The 13,867-nt window shown below is 73.9% G+C and carries 13 protein-coding genes and 1 pseudogene; 4 read left to right on the top strand and 10 right to left on the bottom strand.

Annotated features, from left to right (window positions below; genetic code table 11):
• Positions 1-60: 60 nt before the first annotated feature.
• The 3 genes from ACFVUH_RS01280 to ACFVUH_RS01270 form a co-directional block, all read right to left on the bottom strand.
• Entirely contained in the window at positions 61-531 is a 471-nt protein-coding gene (locus ACFVUH_RS01280; RefSeq protein ID WP_355365708.1) for an NUDIX domain-containing protein, read from the bottom strand.
• A gap of 105 nt (positions 532-636) precedes the next feature.
• A complete protein-coding gene (locus tag ACFVUH_RS01275; protein WP_387910354.1) occupies positions 637-1,491 on the bottom strand; it encodes a hypothetical protein in 855 nt (284 codons plus the stop codon).
• Complete coding sequence (locus ACFVUH_RS01270) at positions 1,488-1,901, bottom strand: hypothetical protein (RefSeq protein ID WP_355365714.1); 414 nt, start codon at positions 1,899-1,901, stop codon at positions 1,488-1,490. Before ACFVUH_RS01270 ends, ACFVUH_RS01275 begins: the two co-directional genes overlap by 4 nt.
• A gap of 177 nt (positions 1,902-2,078) precedes the next feature.
• Between ACFVUH_RS01270 and ACFVUH_RS01265 the strand changes: the two genes are divergently transcribed.
• Positions 2,079-4,172, top strand: coding sequence for an SMI1/KNR4 family protein (locus ACFVUH_RS01265; protein WP_387910352.1), 2,094 nt, complete (start codon positions 2,079-2,081; stop codon positions 4,170-4,172).
• Between the two features lie 74 nt (positions 4,173-4,246).
• On the opposite strand, the pseudogene ACFVUH_RS01260 reads toward ACFVUH_RS01265, so the two are convergent.
• The 3 genes and pseudogenes from ACFVUH_RS01260 to ACFVUH_RS01250 form a co-directional block, all read right to left on the bottom strand.
• Positions 4,247-4,741, bottom strand: a pseudogene (locus tag ACFVUH_RS01260) (GNAT family N-acetyltransferase); the annotation flags it as partial.
• Positions 4,742-4,765: 24 nt separating this feature from the next.
• A complete protein-coding gene (locus tag ACFVUH_RS01255; RefSeq protein ID WP_387910350.1) occupies positions 4,766-5,755 on the bottom strand; it encodes an ABC transporter substrate-binding protein in 990 nt (329 codons plus the stop codon).
• A 149-nt stretch (positions 5,756-5,904) separates the two neighbouring features.
• On the bottom strand, positions 5,905-6,681 hold the full coding sequence (locus ACFVUH_RS01250) for a MerR family transcriptional regulator (protein ID WP_387910348.1): 777 nt from the start codon (positions 6,679-6,681) through the stop codon (positions 5,905-5,907).
• Positions 6,682-6,861: 180 nt separating this feature from the next.
• Between ACFVUH_RS01250 and ACFVUH_RS01245 the strand changes: the two genes are divergently transcribed.
• From ACFVUH_RS01245 to ACFVUH_RS01235, 3 genes are read left to right on the top strand one after another with little or no spacing between them, the layout of a single operon-like run.
• A complete protein-coding gene (locus ACFVUH_RS01245; protein ID WP_387910347.1) occupies positions 6,862-8,562 on the top strand; it encodes a flavin-containing monooxygenase in 1,701 nt (566 codons plus the stop codon).
• Entirely contained in the window at positions 8,559-9,575 is a 1,017-nt protein-coding gene (locus tag ACFVUH_RS01240) for an alpha/beta fold hydrolase (RefSeq protein ID WP_387910346.1), read from the top strand. Before ACFVUH_RS01245 ends, ACFVUH_RS01240 begins: the two co-directional genes overlap by 4 nt.
• A complete protein-coding gene (locus ACFVUH_RS01235; RefSeq protein ID WP_355365732.1) occupies positions 9,572-10,465 on the top strand; it encodes an SDR family oxidoreductase in 894 nt (297 codons plus the stop codon). The genes ACFVUH_RS01240 and ACFVUH_RS01235 overlap by 4 nt, the downstream gene beginning before the upstream one ends.
• Before the next feature lie 114 nt (positions 10,466-10,579).
• Here ACFVUH_RS01235 and ACFVUH_RS01230 read toward each other — a convergent pair whose 3' ends face one another.
• The 4 genes from ACFVUH_RS01230 to ACFVUH_RS01215 form a co-directional block, all read right to left on the bottom strand.
• Entirely contained in the window at positions 10,580-11,617 is a 1,038-nt protein-coding gene (locus tag ACFVUH_RS01230) for a serine hydrolase domain-containing protein (RefSeq protein WP_387910345.1), read from the bottom strand.
• A gap of 54 nt (positions 11,618-11,671) precedes the next feature.
• Positions 11,672-12,649: a DUF6895 family protein gene (locus tag ACFVUH_RS01225; protein WP_387910343.1), complete on the bottom strand. Its 978-nt coding sequence runs from the start codon at positions 12,647-12,649 to the stop codon at positions 11,672-11,674.
• Positions 12,646-13,539: a hypothetical protein gene (locus ACFVUH_RS01220; protein ID WP_387910341.1), complete on the bottom strand. Its 894-nt coding sequence runs from the start codon at positions 13,537-13,539 to the stop codon at positions 12,646-12,648. Before ACFVUH_RS01220 ends, ACFVUH_RS01225 begins: the two co-directional genes overlap by 4 nt.
• A gap of 95 nt (positions 13,540-13,634) precedes the next feature.
• Positions 13,635-13,835 carry a hypothetical protein gene (locus tag ACFVUH_RS01215; protein ID WP_355365744.1) on the bottom strand — a complete coding sequence of 67 codons (201 nt, stop codon included), beginning with the start codon at positions 13,833-13,835 and terminating at the stop codon, positions 13,635-13,637.
• Between the last annotated feature and the right edge of the window lie 32 nt (positions 13,836-13,867).

The raw sequence follows: 13,867 nt of genomic DNA, 5'->3' as shown, positions 1-13,867 counted from the left end.
TCACCCGGCCCACGCCGGCCGTCGAGACCGGCCCGCCGCCGGCCCCGTCCGCCGGCCTCCTCAGCGGACCACCGGCCCCGCGCCGGCGCGCGAGTCCGTGAGCCGCTTGCGCACACTCGCCACCATCGGCAGCCGGTCGCTCTCCTCCGCCGTGAACCAGCCGACCTCGTACGACTCGTCGGAGGTCCGCAGCGCACCCCCGACCGGCCGCCCCAGCAGACAGATCGAGAACTCCTGCCGCACCTCGCCGTCGTCGTACGCCATGACGTGGCGCGGATCGGTGTAGGTGCCGACGATCCCGGTGACGACCACCTCGATCCCGGTCTCCTCGAACGTCTCCCGCACCGCGCACGCGCCGATCGACTCGCCCAACTCCATCGTTCCCCCGGGCAGCGCCCACATCCCGTTGTCCGTCCGTCGCTGCAACAGCACCCGGCCCGTCGCCTCGTCGACGACGACCATCGAAGCCGCCGGCACCAGACTGTTCGCCGCCGGCGCGTCCGGATCGTCCTCGTAGTCACGCCTGCCCACTCCGTTCCCCTTCCCGTACGCCGCAGCCCCCGTGCCCACAACTCTTCGAGTCCCGGAGCAGGAAGTCGGCGGGCCCGACTTCCTGCTCCGTTCCTCCACGGAACGTCAGCCGTCGCCCTCCCAGATGAGGGCGTGGCCGTTGAAGGCGCCGCTGCCGAACGGGGCGGCGGCGTAGTCCTCGACGGTCACCAGGCCGATGCGGCCGTTGACGGTCCGGACGCAGAAGCGGGTGTTCGTCTCGATCACCAGGGAGTCCGTCGCCTGGGAGTGGAGGAGGTCGGAGCACCGCTTGCGGGTCGGGGTGGCGTCGTCCTTGTAGGGGGCGAGTCCCGGCCCGAAGTTCGGGAAGACACCGCTGCGGCCCGAGGCCATGGCGCCCCGGCCGCTGGTGTAGCTCGTATAGAGCACGCCGAAGCCGCCGAGGACGCCCGGTACGTCGTCGCCGGTCAGCTGTGGCGGGTTCGCGTCGAGGTCGATCGAGCCGGACAGGCGGACCGGTCCGTTGTAGCGGACGGCGTCCTTGGCCGGGGCCGTCGTGGTCGGTGGCGGTGGTGTGGTGGCCACGGGTACGGGCGCGGGTGCGGGGGCGGTGGTGGTCGGCGCGAGCGTGAAGCCGGGCTCGGCGGGCGCGGGTGGCGGCGTAGTGGCTGCCGGCGGCACTGTCGGCGGCGTCGGTGTCGCGGGGGAGGACTGCGGTGCCGCCGCGGTCCGGGTATCGGCGCTGACGGCGTCTCCCTCGGTCAGCTTCCGGTCGAGCAGCGCGCCCGCCACCGCCGCGCAGACCAGGGCGAGGCAGGCGACGACGATCCATCCCCGGGAGCGGCGCGGCGGCGGTGGTGGGGGTGGCTGGATGATGTTGATGTTGTTTCCGGCGTTCAAGGAGTCGCCGCTGCCCGTCGTGTGCCCCCACTGGCCGCCGGGCGGCGGGCCGATCGGCGGGCCGGTGTGTCCCGTGCTCACCTGGTGATCGTGATGTCGCCGTGTGCGTTGTAAACGCTTCCGTCACCGTTCGCCTGCCCGTACTGGGCCCGCCCGCTGACGACGGTACCCGCCGACGGAGCCGACCGGTCGGCCGCCAGCAGGGCGCGCAGCCGGTCCGCCAGTTCGGGGTTCTGGAGCAGCAGCCAGGTGAAGCGCTGCTCCCACTCGCGCCCGGTGCGCGTCGCGGTGGTCTCGTCCCCCTGGGCCTGCGCGGCGACGAGCAGCTCGTGCGCCGTGTCGAGCGCGGCGCCGATCTCCTCGCCCTGCTCCGGCGCGACCTGCTGCCACAGCGCGACGATCCCGTCGCGGATCCGGCGCCACGACGTGCCGAGCAGCATGCCGGTCACCGCCGGTCCCGCCGTCCGCGCGAGTTCCAGGACCTGTTCCATGTGCGAGGTTCCCCCCTCGGTCTGCCGGGACGGGCGTGCGGTGCCGGTCCCTTCGGCGCACAGCATAGGGACTGCCGCATGGTGTTCCGGGCCGTGACGCGCGATCGATGCCCGTTCGCGATCGAGGAGTTGACGGACGGACAGGAATTGTCAGTGGTGCGTGCAAGGATCACCGCCATGACGGGACAGACATTCGACTGGCGGTCCTTCCTCGCCCGGTGGAGTGAGGAGTGGGCCGGGGCGTGCACCGATCCGGGGGAGCTCCGGGAGGGCGACGAGGAGGCGTGGCGGGCGCGGTGGCTGGGGTTCGACGCGGCGCCGGCCGAGCGGGTCGCGGCGGTGCAGGCGGAGCTGGGGTGCGTGCTGCCGCCGTCGTACCGGGAGTTCCTCGCGGTGAGCGACGGGTGGCGCCACGCGGGAGGATTCGTCTACCGGCTGGCCGGGGCCGGCGACGCGCGGTGGCACCGGGACGCCCGTGGGCTCAGCGAGTACTTCGACGAAGGAGAGACGGAGGGCCTGTGGCAGCGGGCCCTGCAGCTCGACGTCGAGTCCGACGCGACGCTCGTCCTGCTCGACCCGGGTGACGTCGACGCCGACGGGGAGTGGGCGGTCTACTGCTACGCCTCGTGGCGGGCCGCGCCGCCGGAGCGGTACCCGTCGTTCCGGGCGTTCATGGTCGCCATGCACCAGGAGTTCCACCGGCTGGCCGCCCACCGGTGCGCCGCGTCGTTCGTCAACGCCACCACCCGGGAGCAGGACGCGCGTGTCGAGGCTGCCCGGCTGGACGCTCTGACGGGGGCGTACGAACGGGCGGCGGAGGCGTTGGCGGAAGCCGTCGCGTACGGACGGCCCCGGGCTGCCGGCATGCTCGACCAGCTGCGCGGGTTCGGCCGGCACCGCTCCGAGCCGACGTTCGGCGAGCTGCCGCGCGACCCCGCCTTCCTCGGCGAGGTGATACCGGTGCTCGCGGTCCACCACGCGCGGAGGGGGCGCGACGCGGCGGCGTGGGGGTACACGCTGCGGGTGGACAGCGGCGAGCTGCGGGCCGCGGCCGACGAGGTGCTCCGGCAGGTGCGCGAACGCGAGTACCGCTACACCGCGGCCGGTCCGTTCGGTGAGGCGGTCGAACGGGCACGGGAGCAGGCGCGCTGGGGCGGTACGGAGGCCGCCTGGCGGACGCTGCGCGCCGCGCTGCCGCGGTGGGCACCGGTGGGGCCGGACCACCTTGCGCCCGTCGGGCTGCTCGCGGACCCGCTGCTCGGGCCGCTGCTCACGACGGAGCGCGGGCTGGAGCTGCTCGCCACGCCGCGCGGCCTGCCCGACGCGGAGGTGGGGGAGCGGGCGGCGGCGGAGCCGGAAGCCGTGGGCGACGGACTGGCCTGGCTCGCCCTGGAGCCGCGTTCCGGTCGGCCCCGGCCGTACCGTTTCGTGCTGGTGGAGGGGGTGGCCCCGGAGGAACTACCGGCCGTCCTCGCCGGGGACGGGGCGGTGCTGGACCCGCCCGCGACCCGCTGGGAGGCCGGGACGGACCGGCTCCGGGAGCGGACGGTCTTCTCCTCCGAGGACCCGCAGCCCGCCCTCGTCGGCCATGCGGGCGGCGACGGCGGGGCCGGGTGGAGCTTCGCCTTCGAGGCGCGGACGTCGCCGGTGGCGCTGGGTGCGACGGGGGCCGTGGGGCTCGCGGGGTCGGTGGCGCCGCGTGTCGCGACCCCCGCCGTGACCGCCTCCGGCCGGACGGGCGGGCGCGCGCTCGCCGTGTTCGTCGAGCCGGAGGCGGGATTCTTCCATCTGTCCGTGGCCGACGGCGGCGCGGAGCGGTACGGGTTCACGGTGCGCGGACCGGAGATCGGGCGCCGTGGAACGACGGAGGTTCCGCCCGCTCTCGACCCGGACCGTCACTTCGGTCCGCACGCCCACGGCCGCCAGGGCGAGTACGGCCTGCTGGCCGCGCTCGCCTCGGAGTTCGGGGTGGCACTGCCCCGGTTCGCGCTCACCGAGGGGAGGCTGCACACGTTCGCCGACCCGTCGTGGACGCCGCCCAGGCTGCCGGGCGAGGCCTATTCGACGGCGAGGATGGTGCTCACGGAGCCCCACCCGACATCGGATGCCCGGGAGGAGGCGCTCTCGGCGTTGCGCTTACGACTCGCCGGGGGCGTGTCGGGCGTGTCGGGCGTGTCGGGCGCGCCGGGCGTGTCGGGTGTTGCGGGCGGCGCTGTGGGTGTTTCGGGGGTGCCGGGCGGTCCGATGAAGGGGCCGCCGGGGGTGTCGTGAGGGCTGTCGGGTGCGGTGAGGCCGCGCTGCTCCTCCCACTCCTGGCGGAGCATGCCGAACAGCAGCCGGTCATAGCGGACGCCGGCCAGCAGCACGGCGGCCCTGCGGCGCCCCTCCTCGCGGAAGCCGAGGCGGGTGAAGGCGCGGGCGGCGCGGGCGTTGCCGCTCCAGGTGTCCAGCTCCAGCCGGTGCAGCGGGAAGGCGCCGAACAGGTGGTCCACCAGCAGGCCGAGGGCCTCGGAGCCGTAGCCGCGGTCCCAGAACTTCCGTTCGCCGATGGCGATCCCGACCTCGGCGACGCCCTCGTACGGGTCGAGGCCCCGGTAGTCGACCAGACCGATCGGACGGCCGCCGGCCGTCTCCTCGACGGTCAGCATGCAGGCCTCGCGCGGGTCGAGCCGCAGGATCCGGTCGAACCGGTCCGCCAGGGCCTCGGCGGTGGTCGGGCCGAATCTCGGGTCCCCGGCCGCCGCCTGCCGGATCACCTCGGGATTGTTGCGCCAACGGAGCTGGTGCTTCGCGTCCTCGGCGCGCAGGGCGCGCAGCCGTACTTTCTTTCCTTCGATCATGATCGGATGGTAGGTCCGGTCACGTCAGGCGGCGAGGTCTTGGCGGATCCGATCGAGGATCAGACCGGCTCCGGTGTAACCGATTCCGAGCATCCAGAGGTTGTCGTCGACCTGGAAGACCTTGCCGTTGCGGACGGCGTCGAGACTCTTCCACAGCGTGCCGCCGACGATCTTCGCCTGGTCGGACTTGGCTGCGTCGCCGTAGACCGAGTAGAAGATGACGTCGGCGGCGGCCTGGTCGACCTGCTCGGGGCTGATCTCGATCGAGAAACCGGGCTTGTCCTGGTTGGCCGGGCGGCCGACGCCGAGGTCGGCGAGGATCGAGCCGACAAAGGTGTCGTTGAGGTACAGACGGGTGGGCGCGCCGGCCAGGAAGCGGGCCACCTCGACCTTGAGGGCCGCCGCCTTCTGCGGCCCGCCGAGCGCGGCGACCACCTCGGCGAGCTTCGCCCGGTACGCCTGTTCGGCGGACGCTGCCTCGGTCTGACGGCCGAGGGCCTCGGCGTGCAGCCGGACGTTCTCCTTCCAGGCGGGGCCGGTGGTCCTGCTCAGCACGGTCGGCGCGATCTTGGAGAGCTCGTCGTAGCGCTTGTCGTCGCGGACCTGGTTGCTGATGATGACGTCCGGACGGAGGGCGGCGACGGCCTCCAGGTCGGGCGAGCCGATGGTGCCGACGGTCTTGATCCCGGCGAGGCGCTCGGCGGGGAGGTAGGCGGAGAGCGGCGCGCCGGCGGCGACGGTGGTGGCGCCGACCGGGGTGATGCCCAGGGTGACGGCGGAGTCCAGGGCGTCGGTGTCCAGGACGACGACCCGGCCGGCCCGTGTCGGGACGGTGCTCTCGCCGCGCGCGTGCCGTACGACGCGGCCGTCCGGGGCGTTCGATCCGCCCGCCTTCGCCGGGCCGGCGGAGCCGCAGGCGGTGAGCGCGAGCCCGGAGGCCAGCCCGGCGGTCAGGGCGAGCAGCCGGCGGCGGGTCGGAAGAGCGGGCAGGGGGCGGTCGGCGGCATCGGGCATCGGGCGACTCCGTTCCGGTGGCAGACGGCGAGGCGTCCCATCCCTGCCCGTGCCGCGGATCGCTACGCCTGCGGGCGGCCGTGGGGGCTGACAACTGACAGCTGACAGATAGCAGATGACAGATTTCATCAGCTGTCATCTGTCAGCTGTCAGTCGTCTTCCCGGTGCTCCATGCGCTGGCGAAGCACCTCGTCGTACTCGGCGTGCACGCGGCGGTCCATCGCCAGGGTGAACTGGGCGTCGGTGACCGTCCGTGCGAGGGGTCGGATCCGCAGGACCTGCTCGGTCAGCCGGGCGGCCTCGCCGGGCGGCAGCGGGGTGTCGGCGGCCAGTGCGCCGAGCAGGTGCTCGCGCACCAGGGAGGTGAAGACCTCGGCGATCGCCGTCACGTGCTCCTGGGTCTGCCGACTGGCCTCCAGCACCACCGAGAGCGGCACGCCCTCCGCGACCAGCGCCGTGGTGGCGTCCATCAGTCGCCGGCTGACGTGGGTGACCCCGTCCTCCTCGATCGTGACGAAGCCCTGGGCGACGGACTCGGCGGTGTTCTCCTCGGTGAGCTGGTCGCCGAGGGCCGCCTTCAGCTCGTCCCAGCCGAGGTGGACCGGCGTCTCGTCGGACCACGGCGCGACGATCGCCGCCTCCAGTCCGATCAGCTCGGCGACGTCCCGCCCGCTCTCGCCGGCGCCGATGAGTTCGGCGATGCCGCCGAGGGTGTGGCCGCGTTCCAGCAGTTCGGCGATCATCCGCAGCCGGGCCAGGTGGCCCTCGCCGTACCAGGCGATCCGTCCTTCCTTGCGGGGCGGCTGGAGCAGCTTCCGTTCGCGGTAGAAGCGCAGGGTGCGGGTGGTGATCCCGGCCGCCCGGGCCAGTTCCTCCACCCGGAACTCGCGGTGTCCGTCCTCGGTAGCAGCTTCGACCTTGTCCACGGCGCTCAGCATAGGACCGGCGATCGTCCGGTCGGGTCCGTCGGGCTTCTTCCATCAAGTGTCAACAAGGGCTAACCTGCCAATCGTGCCAGTGATTGCTGGCGCGGTTGGCGTGACCCGCGCCCCGCCGAGCAGCGGTGACACGCGCCCCACGGCCCCCACCCTCCAGGAGGACGCCGCATGGCATCCAGCAGCAAGCGCCCCCGCCCCCGCGCGTCCGAAGCGGACCCCGACGCCGCCGCTGACGCCGCCGCTGACGCCGCCGCGACCGTGCCCGGCCGGGCCGCATCCGGCGAGGAGCAGTCCGTCACGGAGAAGGTCGCCGAGGAGCGGCCCACCGGCGAACAGCCCGTCGACGAACAGCCCGTCCCGCACGTCCGGGTGGCCGTCATCGGCTCCGGCTTCGGCGGCCTCGGCGCGAGCGTCCGGCTGCGCCGTGCCGGCATCACCGACTTCGTCGTCCTGGAGCGCGCCGACTCGGTCGGCGGTACCTGGCGGGACAACAGCTACCCCGGCTGCGCCTGCGACGTCCCCTCCCACCTCTACTCCTTCTCCTTCGCCCCCAATCCGGACTGGCCGCGCAGCTTCTCCGGCCAGCCGGACATCCGCGCCTACCTGGAGAAGGTCGCTGACGTCTTCGGCATCCGCCCCCACTTGCGGCTCAACGCCGAGGTCGTCGAAGCCCGTTGGGACGTCGAGCGGACCCGCTGGCGGATCACCACCACGGCCGGCCGCTGGACGGCGGACGCGATCGTCGCCGCCGCCGGACCACTTGCCGACCCGCAGATCCCCGACCTGCCCGGTCTGGACTCCTTCCCCGGAGCGGTGTTCCACTCCTCCCGCTGGGACCACGACCTCGACCTCGCCGGCAAGCGCGTCGCGATGGTCGGCACCGGGGCCTCCGCCGCCCAGATCATCCCGGCGATCCAGCCGCGGGTGGGGAAGCTGACGGTCTTCCAGCGCACCCCGGCCTGGGTCCTGCCGCGCCGTGACCGGACCATCACCGAACTGGAGAAGTGGCTGCACGGCCGGCTCCCGTTCACCACCAAGGTGCGCCGCGGCGCGCTGTTCGCGCTGCGCGAGCTTCAGGTGGACGCCTTCGTCCGGCGGCCCGGCCTGCTCAAACTGGTCCAGCGACTCGCCGAGCGGCACATCGCGGACGGCGTCGCCGACCCGGCCCTGCGCGCCCGGCTCACCCCCGACTACCGGATCGGCTGCAAGCGCATCCTGCTCAGCAACACCTACTACCCGGCGCTCGCCGCGGCCAACACCGAGGTGGTGTCCGGCGGCCTGCGCGAGGTGCGCGGCTCGACCCTGGTCGCCGCCGACGGAAGCGAGCACGAGGCGGACGCGATCGTCTTCGGGACCGGCTTCCACGTCACCGACATGCCTCTGGGCTCCAGGGTGTTCGGAGCCAACGGCACCAGCTTCGCCGAGGAGTGGAAGGACGGCATGGAGGCGCTGCGCGGCTCCACCGTGCACGGCTTCCCGAACTTCTTCTTCGTCATCGGCCCCAACACCGGCCTCGGCAACAGCTCGATGATCCTGATGATCGAGTCCCAACTCAACTACATGATCGACGCGTTGACCACGCTCGGCCGGATCGGTGCGGCCGCGATGCAGCCCACCGCCCGGGCGCAGCGCCGGTGGAACCTCGAACTCCAGCACCGGATGGGCCGTACCGTCTGGACCACCGGCGGCTGTCGCAGCTGGTACCTGGACAAGAGCGGTAAGAACACCGTGCTCTGGCCGGGGTCGACCACCTCGTTCCGCCGTGCCACCCGGAAGGTCGACCTCGCCGAATATGAATTGACCCTTCGTCAGGAACGCCGCCCGGGCCCGCCCGGGATCGCCGCCGAGGCCGGGGAGGTCCTGGTATGAGTCGCCCGCCGATTCCCGCCGACTTCCTGCATCCCGTGCCCGCGGAGGAGTTGGCCGTCCTTTCGGCCGACGGGACCAGGCTGCACGTCGAGGTCCACGGACAGCCCGGCGCCCCGACGGTCGTGCTCGCGCACGGCTGGACCTGCTCGACGCGGTTCTGGGCGCCGGTGATCCACCGGCTCGCCGACCGGTACCGGGTGGTGGCCTACGACCAGCGCGGTCACGGGCTCAGCGAGATCCCGCCGAGCCGGGTGCGCTACTCCACCCGCGCACTGGCCGAGGACCTCGCGGCGGTGCTCACCCAGGTCGTCCCGCAGGGCGAGCGGGCCGTGCTGGTTGGGCACAGCATGGGCGGCATGACCGTCATGGCGGGCGCCGCCCGGCCCGAGGTCGCCGAGCGCACGGCGGCGGCCGTTCTGGTCTCCACCGGACCGTCCGACCTGGTCGAGGAGTTGCGCGTGGTCCCGGGGGCGGTGCGTTCCCCGGGGGTGCGGCGCTTCCTGCACCGGCGGATCCTGCGCTCCCGGCTGCCGCTCGGTCCGGTCGGTCCGGTCGCCCGGGCCGCGCTCGGGTACGGGATCGTGGGGAGGGGCGCGCCCGCCGCCCATGTCGAGGCGGCGGTCCGGATCGTGCGCGCCTGTCCGACCGGCGTGCGGGCCAACTGGGCTCAGGTATTGGACCGGTTGGACGTCCGCGCGGGGCTGGCCCGACTCGCCGCGCCGACGTCCGTCGTGGTCGGCGCCGAGGACCGGCTCACGCCGCCGGTGCACGCGCAGCGGATGGTCGCCGCGCTGGCGGACCCGCAGGGGCTGCTTCTGCTGCCCGGGGTCGGCCACATGGCGCCGATCGAGCGGCCGGCCGAGATCGCCGCCGAGATCGACCGGATGGCGACCGCTCACCTGCCGGGCGTCCGTGCCGACGTGCCCGCAACGGCCACGGCCGACGCCACGGACGCCCTTGCCGCCGTCGACGCCACGACCGATACCGACCCCGAGAGGACCGCCGTCGCATGACCGCCACCCCGCCGCTCTCCGCCCAGGTCGTCGTCGTCACCGGAGCCGCGCGTGGCGTCGGCGCCTCGCTGGCCCGCGCCCTCGCCCGTCGCGGCGCCAAGGTCGCGCTGCTCGGCCTGGAGCCGGAGGAGCTCAAGGCCGTGGCCGCCCAGTGCGGCCCGGACGCCACCGCCTGGGAGGCCGACGTCACCGACGTCGAGGCGCTCACCGAACTCGCCGGGCGGATCAAGGAGCACTACGGCCGGATCGACGCCGTCGTCGCCAACGCGGGCATCGCGATCGGCGGCCCGCTGCTGCAGAACGACCACCGGGCGTTCAGCCGGGTGATCGAGGTCAACCTGCTCGGCAGCGTGGCGACCGCCCGGGCCTTCCTCCCGGTGCTCGCCGAGAGTCGTGGCTATCTGCTGCAGATCGCCTCGCTGGCCGCGCTCATCCCGGCACCGCTGATGAGCGCGTACTGCGCGAGCAAGTCCGGGGTCGAGGCCTTCGCCCACGCGATCCGCGCCGAGGTCGCCCATGAGGGTGTCAAGGTGGGTGTGGGTTACCTGAGTTGGACCGACACCGACATGGTGCGCGGGGCCGACGAGGACACCGTGCTCAAGCAGATGCGCTCGCGGCTGCCGTGGCCGGCGAACAAGACGTACCCGCTGGAGCCGGCGGTGGACCGCCTGGTCGCCGGGATCGCCCGGCGCTCCGCCCACGTCTACGCCCAGGCCTGGCTGCGCGGCATGCAGCCGGTCCGCTGGGTCCTGCCGTCGCTGATCGCGGTGGTCGGTTCCCGCGACGTGGCCCGCCTCGCGCCCCAGCTCGCCGCCACCGCCGCCACCCGCCTGCGCGCGGTCGGCGCCGGCGGTGCCGCCGACACCGCCGCCCGCTCCGAGCGGCGGTGACGGGCGGAGCTGACGAGCGGCGGCTGACAACTGACAGCTGACAGATATCAGCTAACAGATGACAGCTGACGGATTTCAATAGCTGTCAGCTGTCATCTGTCAGTCGCCCCGCTTTCACGCCGCGTCCGCCGCCCGGGCGAACTGCTTGAAGACGTCGTAGGCCGCCTGCGCGAAGTTGTCCCGCCGGCTCGGGCCGGCGTTGCAGAGGGCGGCGACGGCGGTGGCGGTCTGCGGGCAGAACGCGATGAGCGTGGTGCAGCCGCGGGTGCCGCCGGAGTGGAAGAGGAGGTCCCGGCCGTCCCGGGTGCGCCGGAGGTTCCAGGCCAGGCAGAGCCGGTCGCCCGACCGCGGCAGTCTCAGCCGCGGCCGCTGCACCTCCCGAAGGGCCTCCCCCAACGTGCCCCCGCCCGCCGGCCCGCCCTCGCCCGGCCGCAGGTGCGCGCGCAGGTACCGCAGCAGGTCGGCGCCGCTGGCCCGGACGGCGCCCGCGCCCGGGAGGCCGGGGATGCGCCACGGCGGCAGCGGATGCCCGTGCCGGTGGCCGATCGCCCGGTGCGGCGAGTCGGGCGAGCAGGTGGTGGCCCGCAGCCCGAGCGGGCGGCAGACCCGGTCGGCGAGCAGTTCCGCGTAGCCCGCGCCGCGGCCCGCCTCGGTGAGCAGCCGCCCGAGCAGCCCGACCCCGAAGTTGGAGTAGCCGAACCGTTCGCCCGGCCGGTGCCGCACGGTGGTCCGGGCGAGGCCCGCCCGAAGCTGCCGGTCGCCGTACGCGGCGTACGGATTGCTGCTCCAGGCCGCGACGGCGCTGGTCATCAGTCCCGGCGGCAGCCTCGGCAGGCCGGAGGTGTGGGTGGCCAGGTGGAGCAGCCGGATCGGCCCGCCGCGCTGGACGTCGGCGGGCCGCCAGTCGGCCGGGAGGTGCCGCTCCACCGGGTCGTCGAGGGCGAGCTCGCCTCCCGCGGCCAGTTCGGCGAGCAGCAGGGCGGTGAACGTCTTGGTGATGGAGCCCAGTTCGAAGACGGTGTCGGGCGTGCAGGGCTCGCCGGCGTCGTGGTCCACCCGTCCGGCGCACCGCACCGCCTGACGCTCGCCCTGTGCCACGGCGAGCGTCACGGCGCTGGCGCCCGGTCCGGCGGCGCGGACGAGTTCAGTCAACTCCGGTTCACCCCAAGGGTCGTCGTCCTTCGAAGCGTCGCCGAGGGAGTCCACCTAGTGCTCCGGCGGCGCCCCGACCGCCACCGCCGGCGCGCCCGCCGAGGCCCCGGTCGTGCCGCCGAGAGCGCGGGCCAGGGTGGTGGTGGCGGCGACCACGGCGACCACGGCGGTGTGCCCGTGGTCGGTGAGCAGCTGGGCCGGGTCCCCCTCCGTCGCCGTGTTGGCGTCCTTGGGCAGGAGCCCGTCGGGCAGTTGGGCGGCGGCCAGCGCGGCCCAGCCCGTCGTGCCCTGGTCGAGCTCGCCGATGCAGGCGGCGACGATGAGCAGTTCGCCCACGAGGTCCCAGTGGCCGACCTCCTGCCAGACGTCGAGCCAGGCCGGCAGCCAGTCGCGCAGGTAGTCGCGGATGTGCGCGGGCAGGCACTCGGGGCGGGCGCCCCAGTCGGTGAGGTGGAAGACGGAGTGCGTGACGTAGTACGCGGTGAGCCAGTCGATGATCCACGGCTCGGGCGTGGCGCCCAGCCAGGTGGCGGCGGCCAGTTCGTTCCAGTCCTCCAGCTGGTCCAGGCCGATCACGCGCCGGGCGTTGGCCGAGGCCAGACGGCGGCTGGGGAGCTGCTCGGCGGCCCGGACGGAGTGCAGCCGGTTCAGCGTCGCCAGCTGGTCCTCCAGGGCCGGGTGGCGGAAGCCGGCCCGCGCGAAGTGGACGTAGACCTCCAGCGGGTCGGTCATCAGCGGGTAGCGCAGCTGCCGGTCGTACAGCAGGTCCCCCTCGCGCAGTTCGGCCCAGGCGAGGTCGATGACCTGGCGGGCGATCCGCGTGTCGTCGGCGCCGGCGACCCCCTCGCGCAGCAGCAGGCCGGTGGCCAGGGCGACTTCACCGAGGGGCTTGTAGATCTCGTTGGGGTTGGCGAGGTCGGTGGTGACGTCCTCCTGGAAGCCGCCGAGGCCGCTCTCGTAGTAGGCGTGCAGCCAGCGCAGCGACTTCGATCCGACCTGCTGGGCGATGGCGATGATCTGACTGTCCGTCATGCTGCCGCTCCGTCCGATGAGTCGCCGGAATGCCCGTCGGGATTCCCGCCAGTGCGCCCGCCGGAGGGTTCGCCGGCGCTCGACAGCTGTTCGGTGATGGCGAGTTCGAGCCACATCCGGGTGCTGCCGTCGCCGACCGCGCGGATCCGGTCCAGGACGGGTCCGAGGTCCAGGTGCGCCGGGCCGCCGTCCGCCTCGTTCCAGGCCAGCCAGCGGGCGAGCCGGGCGGCGGTGCGGTAGTCGCGGCGGAGCATGGAGCGGGTGACGCCGCGTGCCAGCGTCAGCGAGTGGCGGCGGGCCAGTTCGTGCACGGGGCCGTCGAGTCGGGGGAGGGCGAGGGCGGAGAGCCGGGCCATGTCCACGGACCACCGCGGCCAGTCGCGCGGGGTGGGCTCCTGGGGGCGGACCGGGTCGGGGCCCAGTGCCGGGACGGGGCGGCCCGCCAGCGCGACGAGCTGCGCGGTGGCCCGGTCCCGCCAGGCGTTGGCGAGCGCGGCGCCCGTTGCGGCCGGGCTCGCGGCGGAGGCGGCGGCGGTGGTGGTCGCGGCGCCGGGGGCGGGGGAGGCCGCGCTCATCGGGAAGGTGCCGAGGGCCTCGGTCGCGGCGTCGGCGGTCGGTCCGTCGAGGCGCTGGCCGGCGAGCAGCTGGGCGGCGAAGAGGTCGGGCCCCAGGACTCGCACCGCGGCCAACTCGGCTCGGGAGAGGGGGCCTTCGGCGGGGAGGGGGCCCTCGGGCGTCGCGTGGGCGAGCCGGGCGGCGGCGTCCGGTGCGGACCGGCGGGTGGGCGCGGCCGGGTCCCCGGCGCCCCGGAGGGCGTCGAGGACCCGGCCCGCCACTCGCTCGACGGCCGCCGCGTACTCGTCGCGGAGTGTGGTGTCGGCGAACGGCATGGAGTGGGATTCTCCTGTCTGGAGCGTGCTCAGGACCTTCGGGCCCGGTCGGTGGCCCGGCCGAGGTCTCGACCGGGTCGACCGGATCCAGGGGTCTACCGGGTCTTCTCCTTGGGCTGCTTCTGCGGCGAGAGCAGGAGGAGTCCGAGCAGCAGGAGCAGGCCTGCGGCTTCGGGCTGGTACGTGGGCGCGTCGCTGACGGCCGCCTCGTCCTCCGTGATCAACGTACCGAGGGTGTCGATCTCGGCCTGGGTGGCGAGCGGAGCCCGCGTGGTACGGGTGGTCTGAGCAAGCATCTGCGTGCCTCCTCATCGAAGTTCCACCGCCT

It is taken from the genome of Kitasatospora sp. NPDC058032 (genome assembly GCF_042885845.1).
Lineage (GTDB): Bacteria > Actinomycetota > Actinomycetes > Streptomycetales > Streptomycetaceae > Kitasatospora.
Note: the sequence above shows the minus strand (reverse complement) of the source record. Positions and strands in the feature narration are given on the sequence as shown.

Coding starts and splice junctions, on each gene's coding strand:
- ACFVUH_RS01240 (WP_387910346.1), top strand. CDS start 8,559: ATGAGTCGCCCGCCGATTCCCGCCGACTTCCTGCATCCCGTGCCCGCG.
- ACFVUH_RS01215 (WP_355365744.1), bottom strand. CDS start 13,835: ATGCTTGCTCAGACCACCCGTACCACGCGGGCTCCGCTCGCCACCCAG.
- ACFVUH_RS01235 (WP_355365732.1), top strand. CDS start 9,572: ATGACCGCCACCCCGCCGCTCTCCGCCCAGGTCGTCGTCGTCACCGGA.
- ACFVUH_RS01270 (WP_355365714.1), bottom strand. CDS start 1,901: ATGGAACAGGTCCTGGAACTCGCGCGGACGGCGGGACCGGCGGTGACC.
- ACFVUH_RS01220 (WP_387910341.1), bottom strand. CDS start 13,539: ATGCCGTTCGCCGACACCACACTCCGCGACGAGTACGCGGCGGCCGTC.
- ACFVUH_RS01245 (WP_387910347.1), top strand. CDS start 6,862: ATGGCATCCAGCAGCAAGCGCCCCCGCCCCCGCGCGTCCGAAGCGGAC.
- ACFVUH_RS01265 (WP_387910352.1), top strand. CDS start 2,079: ATGACGGGACAGACATTCGACTGGCGGTCCTTCCTCGCCCGGTGGAGT.
- ACFVUH_RS01255 (WP_387910350.1), bottom strand. CDS start 5,755: ATGCCCGATGCCGCCGACCGCCCCCTGCCCGCTCTTCCGACCCGCCGC.
- ACFVUH_RS01225 (WP_387910343.1), bottom strand. CDS start 12,649: ATGACGGACAGTCAGATCATCGCCATCGCCCAGCAGGTCGGATCGAAG.